Source organism: Spirosoma foliorum, from assembly GCF_014117325.1.
Lineage (GTDB): Bacteria > Bacteroidota > Bacteroidia > Cytophagales > Spirosomataceae > Spirosoma > Spirosoma foliorum.
Genome location: NZ_CP059732.1, coordinates 3,863,458 through 3,876,579, shown reverse-complemented (window position 1 = coordinate 3,876,579; position 13,122 = coordinate 3,863,458). Strand labels below are relative to the sequence as shown.

At 44.6% G+C, this 13,122-nt stretch carries 8 protein-coding genes; all 8 read left to right on the top strand.

Annotated elements, in window-relative coordinates:
* Positions 1–177: 177 nt before the first annotated feature.
* Positions 178–675, top strand: a complete 498-nt coding sequence (locus tag H3H32_RS16450) for a hypothetical protein (RefSeq protein WP_182463729.1) — start codon at positions 178–180, stop codon at positions 673–675.
* Complete coding sequence (locus tag H3H32_RS16445) at positions 675–1,661, top strand: hypothetical protein (protein ID WP_182463728.1); 987 nt, start codon at positions 675–677, stop codon at positions 1,659–1,661. The genes H3H32_RS16450 and H3H32_RS16445 overlap by 1 nt, the downstream gene beginning before the upstream one ends.
* Before the next feature lie 441 nt (positions 1,662–2,102).
* Entirely contained in the window at positions 2,103–3,902 is a 1,800-nt protein-coding gene (locus H3H32_RS16440) for an eCIS core domain-containing protein (RefSeq protein WP_182463727.1), read from the top strand.
* A gap of 172 nt (positions 3,903–4,074) precedes the next feature.
* Positions 4,075–4,518: a hypothetical protein gene (locus H3H32_RS16435; RefSeq protein WP_182463726.1), complete on the top strand. Its 444-nt coding sequence runs from the start codon at positions 4,075–4,077 to the stop codon at positions 4,516–4,518.
* A gap of 113 nt (positions 4,519–4,631) precedes the next feature.
* Complete coding sequence (locus H3H32_RS16430) at positions 4,632–8,021, top strand: tape measure protein (RefSeq protein WP_182463725.1); 3,390 nt, start codon at positions 4,632–4,634, stop codon at positions 8,019–8,021.
* Entirely contained in the window at positions 8,018–10,753 is a 2,736-nt protein-coding gene (locus tag H3H32_RS16425; protein ID WP_182463724.1) for a hypothetical protein, read from the top strand. Before H3H32_RS16430 ends, H3H32_RS16425 begins: the two co-directional genes overlap by 4 nt.
* Positions 10,754–10,857: 104 nt before the next feature.
* Complete coding sequence (locus tag H3H32_RS16420) at positions 10,858–11,292, top strand: hypothetical protein (protein WP_182463723.1); 435 nt, start codon at positions 10,858–10,860, stop codon at positions 11,290–11,292.
* A 2-nt stretch (positions 11,293–11,294) separates the two neighbouring features.
* A complete protein-coding gene (locus H3H32_RS16415) occupies positions 11,295–13,112 on the top strand; it encodes a hypothetical protein (RefSeq protein ID WP_182463722.1) in 1,818 nt (605 codons plus the stop codon).
* The last annotated feature ends 10 nt before the right edge of the window (positions 13,113–13,122 follow it).

Genomic DNA, 13,122 nt, shown 5'->3' with positions numbered 1-13,122 from the left:
CCGTTTAGAAAAAAAGGAAGTCCATTTGGGGTTAAATGACATAATAGCTACAAAAAATGGCTTTACAATCTTCAAACGAGAGTGATGCGACTGTATCAAGAAATATAAAAAAGTATACACAGAATGGACTTTTATATTTTCTCTAAGTTTTTATAACAATAAGTTGTTTACTATAAGATGAAAGCATTTTTTACATGGTTTTTGAAAGATGTATTATTGCCATTAGCTCCTGTTATATGTGGAACAATAGTTCGATTTGTAAACTCTGGCGAAATAGAATTTGAAATTACGGAGTTGTCCTTTAGTATGGCCATATTATTCATGTTTCAATTAAAGAGCATAGGAAAAAAGGCGACAACAAGTACTGATAAGCCTCTGATCGATGGTTTAATATCGGGAGCTATGATCGCTATAATTATATGTTTATTAATATTTATTTTATCTGTTTTATATAAACTACAAGCGGAGAAGTCACTTAAAGATTACATAGAGTCTATAATAGAAAATATTAATAATAACGCTCAACTGATTGATCTGAAAAAAATTGCTAAAAATTATGGTCAAATTAAGTCACTTGACCAATCAGTTAGATTAAAATATTGTATGTATATTTTAACTATAGTCTCAATTCCAGTTGCTGCCCTTTTTAAATTTTACTATAAACTAGAGGACTAATGAATAATAGAAATTTTGAAGTATATATTGTTACTTTAATAATTGCTATATTTTTAATTTTTGAAGTAGGCAAAATATTTAATTTATCTGAATTCGAAAGGCTAGGTTCAATTTATAAGTTTGCCAACTTGGTAGACATTGTATTGCCATTGTTTTTAGTCTTATATTCTATAAATTTAATTCGAACAATTAATCGAAACCCTAAATCATTTTCCATCGCATTACTCGGATTTCCTAATACAGGAAAGACAGTATACTTAACAGTCTTGTTTGACTTACTTCAACGAAAAAAAACTCGAAGCCTAATTTTTTCGCCATATGGAGCCGAAACAATCGAGCAAGTAGCAAAAGATTACAATACCCTTGTAAGTAATAATTGGCTTCCCAGAACTAGTGTTAATAAAGTTTTTTTTTATAGAGCTTATGCTACATTGAAGAGAAGTCCTAGTTTTTTACTTTCAAAAAGATTTAAAATTGAAGTTGGTGATTTTGCAGGTGAAAAATTTGATGAATTAAATCCTACTTCGAGCTCATGGTTACATAGGTCAGAATATTTTGATTATGTAATAACTAGTGATGCAATATTTTTGACATTAGATGTAATGTATATTCTAGATGAAAAAGAAGAAAAAATTCTAGAATATCAGAATTCGTTTATCGTTGCATTGAATATATATGCGGAGAAAAAGGGCTTGTTTGAAAATAAGAAAATAGACATTCCAGTATCTATTCTTTTCCTTAAGTCAGACATTTTGTCTTTGAGAGATGTAAAGGAGGTTGCTATTATTGACAAAGTCAGTAGGCTTTTAGAGGTCTGTAGAATCAAATGCCAGTATTTTGACTATTTTTTTGTCTCTTCAATTGGACATACCCAGTATAACAAAGATCAATTTGTACATCTTCCACCAACTCAAATTGAGCCCGATAATGTCATAGAACCATTATATTGGACTTTAAGACACAGTCCATTACCTGCAATTATATAAAGAGCCTATTTTTTTCTTGATAATTAATTGGACAGAAAATTATCATTTTGTTGCGTTTATACGCTTTAACTTCTGTAAAACGCCTTTAAATAGACGAATACTACCTTTCTCATACTATGCTTGGTAAATTTCTTGATTGGTGAAAAGTACTAGGATACTTGATTGGCTCATTTATACGTACCTACATCAATTGGCTCGACTGATGTAACTAGTGTAGTTACCTTTCCCTTGCTAACTTGGCGTTCTCCTTCCGCCGAATGATAAATACGAGTTAAATCCTCCCCAAAAAGGGGTTTTTCCCCGTAATAGGATTGCCGCAAAACCTATACTTTGTAGCGCGACAAATCCTGTCACTTATGGGACAGGATTTGTCGCCAAATTGACACCTTCCTCTTTTTTTAGCCTAGTAGTTTTACGACACTAATAAACCTCCCTAACTGAATGAAATCGTTCAATCGACCCTCAAAAATCACGGCAAAGCCTGCTATCGTTCAACGCAAAAGCCAACCGACCAAAGGCCTTATTGACAACCGACCCACGGCGGTTATTCAGCGTAAGCTGCAACACGTAGCCAATGCCTCACCGCGTGTGCTACAGGCCAAATTTGGCAAAGGGTTACCCGATCAGCTAAAAGCAAACCTAGAGGCTCAGTCGGGCTTTTCACTCGATGACGTGCAGGTGCATTATAACTCTAGCAAACCGGCAGAAGTGGGGGCGCTGGCCTATGCGCAGGGGAGTGACATTTACTTAGGCCCCGGTCAGGAGAAGCACCTGGCTCATGAAGCGTGGCACGTAGTACAGCAAAAGCAGGGACGGGTAAGGCCGACAATGCAATTAAAAGGGGGTGTGGGGGTCAATGATAATGTTGGTTTAGAGCAGGAAGCGGATCGGATGGGACAACGTTCCGCTCTGCCAATGCAACGAAAAAGTTCGTATAGCCAGTCAAATGCCGATCGTCAGGCGGCAGAAGTTAGTCAGCTTAAGTCGAAAGGATGGCAAAAGAGTAGTCAGGTAATTCAGAGAGCAATAGAAATTGAGGGTGTAGTATACGAGAAGCCCAAACAACGAGAATTAATAAATGAAATTCAACTTAACCTACCACATTATGGGTACACGGTAACTAAAAAGCTATTATTGGAGACTGTAAAAGGGCTGGAAGGAAAAACAGACTTGGCAGGACCATTCGGTTCATTGGATGATTTTTTTGAAAAGGCTATTGCACTAGGGTTGACCGAAGCCAGGATAAAAACCAATTCAAATACTCATCGTCCGAAAAACCTTGGAATAAGGCCCGCTTTTATTCCAGTTATTAATGAAATACGAACTAGCACAAGAAACGAATTTCAAGAGGAAGCAGAAACAAATGAGAAAATTGTACTAGCAGCAAGACATGTAATACCGTCTCATTTATTAGGTCATGCTGCTGAAAAGTTGGAGGCAGATTTGGAGAGTATGCAAGATTGGATTAAAAAGACTCTTAATAAATTGGAAAAAAAAGATCCTATTCTGATTGGAAAATTAGGCGAAGAGAAGACGAGCAATAAACAAGAATGTAAACGATTAATATGGAAAATCCTGCATAACCATCTTGGTAATTTATGGGTCGGTGATAGTTTGGATAATACAGCAATTGGATTTTTATCGGGCACGATTGAAAAAAATATAAAAACGCTATGTAAATCCGATAATCCTTTGAGGGATATCGATACGGTCTTTACTGGCACAGAAGGCAAGTCAGGATTAGCTGAACAAATGGAGAGTATTAAGAATATTATAAAAGTTGCTTTTGAAGCAAGTATTAAAGAACATCAGGAATTATCAGAAGTATATAAAAAATTAGAGTATAATGAGGACGAACTGAAAGAAATTTTGGAAAATGAACTACAGGCTGACTTAACAGAAGTTTGGGATCAAATTGAGAGCGATCCAGCTAGCATTGGTGATTTTAAAGATGCTGAGGACTTTTTAAATAAGTTTCGGAATAATCCCTCTCTCGACTTATTTACTGATTTCTTAGACCATAATTTTCAAGGTTCAATTTTAGATCAACAAAATACTGATAAGTTCAAGGTTCAAGCATCAACCCCTAAAAAAGGGATGAAAACTCCTTATAATATTATGCGAACTCCAGAATCTAAAAAAACACAACTGGAGATGCCCGGTGCACCTAAAATACAGAGAGAGGTACCGCGAATAGGTCCAGATGGCAAGGGCATAAAGTATAATAATGTGAACTTGTAATGAATCCTATCGCTTTTTTATGAAAGAGAGTTTGCAACAGGTCCGGGGTTTCCTCCAAAATTTGATTTGGCTAAGAAGCGCTGTGGTTAGCTCCTCCAAGTTGGAAACACCTGATTCTTTTGACTACAATAGGGTAAGGGTTGATATTTGCCAAAAACCTCCCTTTTACGCCATGAAAAAGTACCTTTATCTGTCCTTACTATTCCTTATGGGTTGTAGTAAAAACTCAAACCCAGTTTCCTATATAAAGGATGTAGTGGCTTTAAGGGAGGGGGATGGTTTTCAGGTTTATTTTGTTCTGGCCGATGCTTCGGGGTTACCCACTGCGATTAGCGGAGCGGCTGTACTTAATTTTGAAGTAAAAGACCCTGAAACTGGGATATACAGGTCAATCTATACGGATAAGCGTAGTCCAAGGGTTGATGATTTTGAGGTTACTACTGTGGGGCGTGGGCCATTTGAAAAGGAGACAGTACTATTTAATTTTGGAAGATACCCAGACGCAATGCTCCAAAGAATGGGTGTAAAGTCGGGTGACTTTGGGAGAGCAAGAGTAACATTTAGTGAAGATCACGGAGGTAAAACGGTTGGCGGAGAATCTCCGATAAACTTCTAATCGGCTTGATCGGTAAACTATTTTGGCTCGGACAGATTCCGGGCTTTTTTTATTAGTTTTACATCAACCTCACTACGGACGGTGCGGCCCCCAACCGCTATTGATGCCGTCCAATGAATGCCGTATTATTTGAAGACCTTGCCAATACTGGTGATATTATAAAGAGTATTGCCAAACTTGAAGCTGCTAACGCAAAGTTTGCTGATTCGGCTGTTGCTCAGAATGAGCGTGTCGCTCAATCATTGAAAAGTGTTCGTGATGAAGCAATTGCTCTTCGTGAGCAAATTAGCAATCAATCTTCGGCAAAAATCGGCGGTAATTCTGGGTTATCCGGTCTTAAGGATGATGTAAAGAAGCTGACCCAAGCCGAAAAGGATTATCAGGCCGTCTTAAGTCGTAATCAGCAACTACTTAACCTTAATTCTGCATCGGTTGCCGCGATGAAAAAGCGGGTGGCCGACCTTAAAACAGAGTACAATAATCTTGATCGGGCTGAGGAAAAAAATGTAGCGAGGCAAAAAGAAATTTCTAAAGAGCTACGACAAACATCTACCGTCCTCAATACATTAACTAAAGTTACCCTAGAAGCTACAAAAGCAAATATTGTTGCCCAAAACTCCTATAACTCTTTAGATCGAGCTACCCAAAAACTTCGTCAGGATTTAAAAAACCTTGAAAATGGGTTTGATCCGCTGACAGGTAAGATCAATCAGCATAATCGGATTGCTGTTGAGATGCAGAAGCAGATCGACAAAAACAGCAAGGCGCTGTTGAATGCTGATCGCCAGATGGGTTTATCTCAGCGCAATGTCGGTAATTATGCTAGTGTAGTAAAAGAGATTGCCGGAGAACTTGTTGGATTTAGCTCTTTAGCTGGCGGGGTGGCCATTGCCTTTGAAGCCATAAAAGTCGGCGTGACAATTATGGGGGAAATGGAGCGGGCCAATCAGGGCTTAAAAGCTGCCAGTAGAGATAATGCCGACTTTGTACGTTCCCAGCAGTTTTTAATTTCTTTGGCTGATAAATTGGGTGTGGAGTATCACACCCTGATTGATAATTATAAAAAACTTAAAGGAGCCACTAGGGATACGGTACTAGAAGGTCGTGCAACCGAAAAAATATTTACTGCAATTAGTACGGCAGGCGCTAAACTCGGATTGACAACCGAAACCATAGAAGGCACACTGAAAGCCTTGACGGATATGATCTCTAAAGGGTCTATTCAAGCTGAGGAATTAAAAGGGCAACTTGGCGACCGACTTCCCGGTGCCCTGCGCCTTCTTAGCGAGGCTCTTGGAGTTAGTCAGACTAAACTACTGAAGATGATGGAAAGTGGCGAATTGTTAGCCACGGACGTATTGCCAAAATTGGCTGGAAAGTTAGGCGAAACTTACTCGCTAGACACCAATCAAAAAATTGAAAACATGGCCGCTGGGGTGGCTCGCGTTAAGAATGAAACAGCCCTACTGCTTGATACATTCAATAATAACAGCAGAATCACCTCCTTTTTTGGTGCAATCAGTACGGGTATCGCTAATGTACTGCGCGATGCGAGATTAGCCCTACAGGATGGTTCACTAGGGGACTTCCTGTTGATGTTTACCCCCGCCCACCTATTAAGTTCCTCACTTGGTGATCGGATTGGCAGGCGCAGAGCTGCCGATCAAACAATGAGCGACTTTAACGGGATGGAGCCAGCCAAACGCAAAAAATTAATTCAAGACCTAATCACTCAGGAGGCCGATTTGAGGAGGGAAGGTGAGACTAAGATGGCTGAGGACATTCAATCTCTTCGACTAAGACTTCAGCGTCAAAACATTAAGTTAGAGTTGGCCGAACGACAAGCCGCATCAAGACAAGAATCTATTGAAGCCAGAGCCAACGTTGAACGAAACGAGGCCGATTTGGCGCGGTTTCAGGCTCAGTCCGTCAAGAAACGAACGGCTGAGATTATCGCATTGGAAAAGCAATTGGCCGCTGACCCTAAAAATGAGGTTTTGAAAGCCAAACTAGACGTTTATAGGCGATTAGATGCTGAGCAAAAAGCAAAGGATAAAGAGGTCAAGGATCGGCTTAAACCCGCAAACGATGATACTGAACTTGAAAAATTAGACAAACAAATCAAGGATATCGAAAAAACGCTTCAATCCCAGGCGTTAGCTGATTTAAAAGCGGGGCGGGCTATTACCATTGATCAGAAACTAGTCGACCGGGTAACTGAACTGAAGCGTCAGTTTGAGGCCATTAAGGAGACAATGGAGCAGGTTGAAAATGGCACTTACAACAAAAAACGGGTTACCTCAACCATCAATCCAATCGCAACCTCTGATTTAGATCGAATCGGGGAGCGTCCGTACGTGGATTATAGCCTGACGCGGCAGGGGAAACAATTGACTGAGGCCGAAATTCGGGATGCAGCCGCAAAACGCCTGGCTGATCAAACAAAGAATCTAGCAGATCAGGCGGGTATTATGGTCGAGTACGATACCAAACGCCGGCGCCTGGAATATGACTTCAATAATGATTTGCATGGGCTAACCCAACAGCGTAAAGTTGACTTAATGACGTTGCTCGCTCAGATGGAAGAGGCTGAACGAAAAGGTGATAAAGATGAAGTGCAGCGGCTAAAAGATAAGTATGCCCAAATGATGGAGGCCGATAGGGACTACCTCCAGACTAAACAGCAAATTCAGGAAAAATACTATGAAGTTGGAGCTTCGTTAATCAATGGTCTTTTTGATATCGAGCAGCAAAAAAACCAGAATCGACTGACGGCCCTCGAAAAACAGAAGGAATATGAACTGAGTACGGTCGGTGACAATGAAGCGGCCAAAGCTGCAATCGAGAAAAAATACGATGCTCAGAGTAAACAAATTCAGCATCAGCAGGATGTAGCCGCCCGAAATCAGGCTTTGTTCAATATCGCAATTTCAACGGCAGTCGAAGTCAGTAAATCACTTTCAAAGCCAGGCTTGGCTATAGCCATCGCTTTACTGGGCGCCGTTCAGGCGGGTATTGTCCTGGCTAAACCCCTGCCTCAATACAAAGACGGTAAAAACGTATCTGATCTATACGAAGGACCGGCTGAGGTTGGCGAGGCTGGTCGGGAACTGTTGTTTAGAGATGGTCAGCCTACCCTAATCGACAAACCCTCGATTATTCAGGTCAAACGTAGGGATATCATTCTACCCAATCCATTGACGGAGCGAATGCTTTCTGATGAGCGTGCCTGGGAAGCAAACGGACTACTTCATCGTAGCAATTTACAGAAGCAAGCCGTGGCCAGTTTAAGCCAAAACAGGGAGCTTTATCAAACCCGAATGATATCGGCGGCTATGGGCTTTAGGGGGCCATCGGCCGGAGCGATCGGTAAGGCGGTGGGCAATGAGATTGCCAAGCACCCTAAAAACCTGCTTTCATGGGATAAGCATGGCTTTAATGTTAGTGTACAGGAAGCGAATACGCGCCGAAAAATTCAGAAAGACAAGCATCGGTTATCATGAGCCAAACTATTTTCAGACTAAAAACGGCAGTAAAATCCGTAGGGGTGACAGAGCCAGTGGTGATCATGCCCGATATTGCTGAGCCCGTCAAGTGGTCCGACGTTCCGCTTGTGGGCTCTGTCGACGAACGCTACCACGGATTCAACTACAATTACTCCGATGGGGATTTGAAACTGGACTTTACCTGTGAATCCTCCCACGAATTACTCTCCAGTCAATACTACACCTATGGCACTGACGCTGTTGTTGAATTTATCGTGGTTGACATTGCGCGGGATGGTACCGAAACAATCGATTACGACGGTAAAATTGATTTTGAAACCATCGATATCCAACCGGGTCGGGTGTCGGTCAGTATCGTAACCAATGATGATCACAGTAAAGTGAATGCCCGGTGGGAATCGCCGATTGCGTTGGATTCAGTGTTAACGTTGGATAATGTACAGATCGATCCTACGCCCGTCACGGAAATTCCCATGTATGGCCAGACGCTACACGAAGTTGGTCAGTTTGCCCGTCAGGGCCTCGATTCAGAAAGTAAAGTATTTTCGGCGGGAGAGGGCTTTGAGTTAGGGGGATCGTTCTATTTGCTGCCCAAAATGACCTACCCGGCACCGGCTGTCGTGGCCACGGTTGCCAGCAACACCACTCCGGAGCTTTCAACGCTCAGTGGAATCTCCTATTTGTATGGCGATGTCAGCCCACTAGGGGTTGTTGAGCCGCCAGCATTATTAACGGTCGATGCCAATACGGCAGGTAGTTACCATGTTGAAATTGACTGGCTTTTTCGGGTAAACGTGGCCATTACCAAGAGTGGTTTACTGGGAAAGGCCCAGTTTGCTATTCTGCGTTTTGAGCCGGTGGTTATTCTGACTCAGCCTGGTAAGGCTAACCAGACAATAGCCCTGTGTCCACCCAAATCGGGGGATGGGTATGTAAACAGTGTGGAGCACTCGTTTGAGGGGTCCTATCACGCTGATCTGGAATTGCCCGTTGGTGCTCAGCTATTTCCATTCTGTAAAATTGTTGCCTTTACCGTCAACCGGATCAAGCAAATAGAATTCTACGTCGAAGTGGCTAATCTGCGCATCCTGATCGATCGAAAAACGCGGGCAGCCGCGACCATCACAAAGGCTTATTTACTACCGGACGCACTACGTCACGTGTTTGGGGCCATTACATCTAGCCTGGTAAATTCACCCAAAACCGGGGCTGTACATGGTAGTCTGATCGATAAGGCGAGTGTTGATCAGATGATGGATGGTTACGCGACCGAATACGCCATCACGTCGGGCTATCAGCTACGTGGAATTGACAAAGCGCCCACTTTTACAGCTAAAATGCTGATGGATACGCTCTGGAGCCAACACGCTGCGGGCATTTTGTACGAAAAGGATTTAACGACGGGTGAGCATTCGATGCGCATCGAAGCGGGGGAGTGGTTTTACCGGGGTGCAGAAATTGCCGTGATCGACGAAATCTTTGAGTATTCGGAAGAGCCTGATCTGGATTTGCTGTATAATCAGATCGATGTAGGCTACGAAAAGTATCCTGATTCCGGAACGGGGGTTGCCGAGGAATTTAATACGGTGCACACCTACCAGACCCCGCTGATCAGCCGGGATTCCAAACTCGACATTCTGTGCCCCTTAATTGCCGCCGGCACGGCGATCGAGGAGGCACGGCGATTGGGTATCAAAAAAACCGTCGATGGCAAAGAGGTGTCAACGACTACCGATGCCGGCACGTATGACGACGAGGGGTTTCTGTTGCACGTGGTCGCCTTTGGGCATGCCGACAGCATCCGGTTTATTGTCGAGAATCCAACACCTGTTAAGCCCTACACGGCCCATTACATTCAGTTTTCAAATGCGGTCATCAACCCAGGAGCGGCTGGCGTTGTGTTGAATTACGGTGATCTGTTGACCTTCTCGGGCACTGGCACAACCAACGACGGCAAAACCTATAAGGTGGTGGGCATCAAGCTGGATATTACTGATTTTGCGGCCACACCCACCTATGAGGTTGACTCGGTTACGTCCATGGTCGCCGGCGGTCCCTTCAGCTGCAGTTGGCAGGTCGGCACGCAGGCGGTCAAACTACGCACCAGCGAACGGTTAACCATCACCGGTGTAGCAGATCCCGAGACGGTGATCAATGCGGAGCTCACGCCAGCCCGGATGCTCTTTCGGCATGCTCCCTTCATTAATTCAGGCCTGGCCTATAAGCAGAATATTGATGAGCTTAAGTGCACCGCCTATAAACAAAACGGCAAGGTGACCACGCAGGTCAAAATGGGGCTTAGTCCCTTACCGGGTGATCCGGACAAACAATTAATCCGCGAAACGGGGAGCATTGCCCTGGGCGCTTTTCAGCGTTTCGATCGCGTATTTCAACCGGAATTAATCAAGGTAAAAGGAAGAATTACGAAAGAAACCCGGCGTAAAATCTTTGCCGCCTTGAAAAATCAAGGACCTGAGGAAACACGTTGTGGTTTTTTAACCATCATCAACCCTGACGGGAATCCAGTAAACGGGTTTCTTAAATCAATCACTTATAATAATTCATCTGAAGTGGTTGATCTGGTAGTACGAAAAAAACGGCCAACTGACCCCAATGCGCCTAATTGTCAGGCTTATTATGACTGGGTATATAACCAGTTTTCGAACAATCCATTGGCTGACCCAAATATTTATCGCTTTTGCCGTCTGTTGGATTTTCAGCCGGCCTAGTTTGAGGATAAGCTATTTATCTATATTTTTGATTCATTAAGGTCTTCACTACGGACGGTGTTGCCTGCTGATACGATTCCTGCATTCAGCCGCGCACCGCTCCAATGGCAATCCAAAACTTAGATGGTGGCGATTTCGTCAACCAGGGCGTCGATAAAATCAACGAGGCCTTTGGCGAGATACCCGTTTCGTATGTTCCCACGCCCGACGGTAACCTGATCGTCACCAAGCACAACGGTCAGACAATAACGGTGCCCCTCAAAAATTTCTTCGCCCTTTTAACGACCGCTTTCGGGTCGTTGGCGGTGGCTATGGCCACTGCTGAGCAGGCGGGGAAAGTGCTTCTGGTCGACAGTGACAAACCCGAGCAGTTTCAAAGTACCGGGCGCGTGCTGACGGCCGCACAGGTGGCTGAGCTAATCAGTTCCGCAGTCGACTCCCTGGACATTCCGCAGTACGACATAGGTCGGGCCTTCATTGGCACCGACTATACCGAGTTTGGCTCCATCGAATTTTCCTCCCCTGATTTCTTCTCCTAATTATGGCTGATGCACCACTCTTTTTACGGGTAAGAGACCGGCTTCGCAAGAAGTTCGTTTTCACGCCCTGGCCTATGAACGCGCTGGGCAGGCCGGTCATGGCGTTTATGGCCAATGTGCTTTTTCGGGAAAATCCTAACCCGGAGATTTTCGACGCTATTCCTGACGGCGCGGTCGGTCAGACGACTTTCGAAACGGAAGGGTGGCAGGGTGTAACCAATCAAGGCAACGTTACGGCGGATTGGGTTGAAGCGGCTGGGTACGCCATGGACAGTTCCCCGGCACCAGTGGCACCAACGGGTCTAGTAGCCTTGTCCCAAATTAGTGTTGCAGATTACAACCGGGGGCAAGTGATCAAAAAGCTGTTGGGCGAAATGACCTGGGCAGAAATTGCGGTTCAGCTAAAGCCTTATTTCAACAGTACAACGCCTGGAACCGGACCAACAGTACTGAATCCGATTCCGGATCAGACGGTAACGATCGCCGGTGATTCGGCCTTTGCCTTTGCCGCTAATACGTTTTCGGGAACCGATAACTCCTATACGGCAACGAAGTCAGACGGGTCGACCCTGCCTTTTAGCTTTAATAGTTCTACCCGCTCCTTTATCTGGTGGGGCACCGTACCGAACGGAACGTATCGGATAAAGGTGACTGGCGCCAACGGTGCTGGGTCGGCTTCGACTGAGTTTAATGTAACGATCGACCGGGTACAGGTTCCTTATATCATCTCGATTCTTCGGAAGTACGATCCAGTTATAAGAACATTCTATTATTTGGTGAAGCACAGCTTTACGGGTAATGATGATACAAAACAGCCCGTTGCGCGCGGTAAACTAGCGAATGAAACGGCCTGGCGTACTGGTGGTCAATTGTTCTATCCGATCTATGAAAATACACTCTTCCCGGATGATTTAGCGAATGGGTATCAGTACTATTATTATGCAAACATGTATAATGGTACACCCACTACGAATACGGTAGTGCAGTTCAAGCCGTATTACGATGCCCCCGACAGTGCGATCATTCAATTAGAGTATACCCTGCCTACGACGCAGGATTATGGCACCGAAGTCTATCATTATACGCCGGGTACCAAAATTACGGAAGCCTACACGGGCCGCATTGCGGGGACTGAAAAATACCTCAGCTGCTATGCGAATGGTACAGGTACTATCAAAACGGTGCTTGTGGCTACTGGCAGCACACCCCCTTATGCGAACGGTGAGAAGGTCATGACCACGGCAGACGGGCCTTACGACAATGCGAGCCTATTCACCGGTACCAAGCCGTACGGTTCACTGTATAGGGATGTGGTCAACGGTACTTACACCCTAAGTTTCGTGGACGATAACGGAAATTCGTTGGCGTACCCAATTACCGTTACCGATTCGGGACCCATCAGCGTGCTGAAAGCGCCGACAGGTAGCGGTGGCGGAGGTGGTGATAGTGATTTGACGACAGCCTACGCGTTTACGGGCACACCCACCGGTGGGCATCGCTCGACTGACCCAACGGTACTGAGTATGGCGTATGACTTCAGTGGGGGCCGACTCCGCAACATTCGCAATACAGTCACCAAATCCTTCTCCTCGGGCTATGCGGCCCGGTACGTGATTAACAATCGATGGTACGCCTACAATGCCGGCAACTGGTACCGGGTGTTGCCCGACAAGAGCCTTAGTTCGACGCCAACAATCCTGACGGCCTCCCCGGAATTAGGGCTGCTGGTTCAGTATTACGAAGTCGAGCTGAGCCGGGCGATTTCATACTGGCGGGATAATCCGGTTACTAACGCTTCTCAACTCGTCCGTTCCTTATAACCAGTCCTCC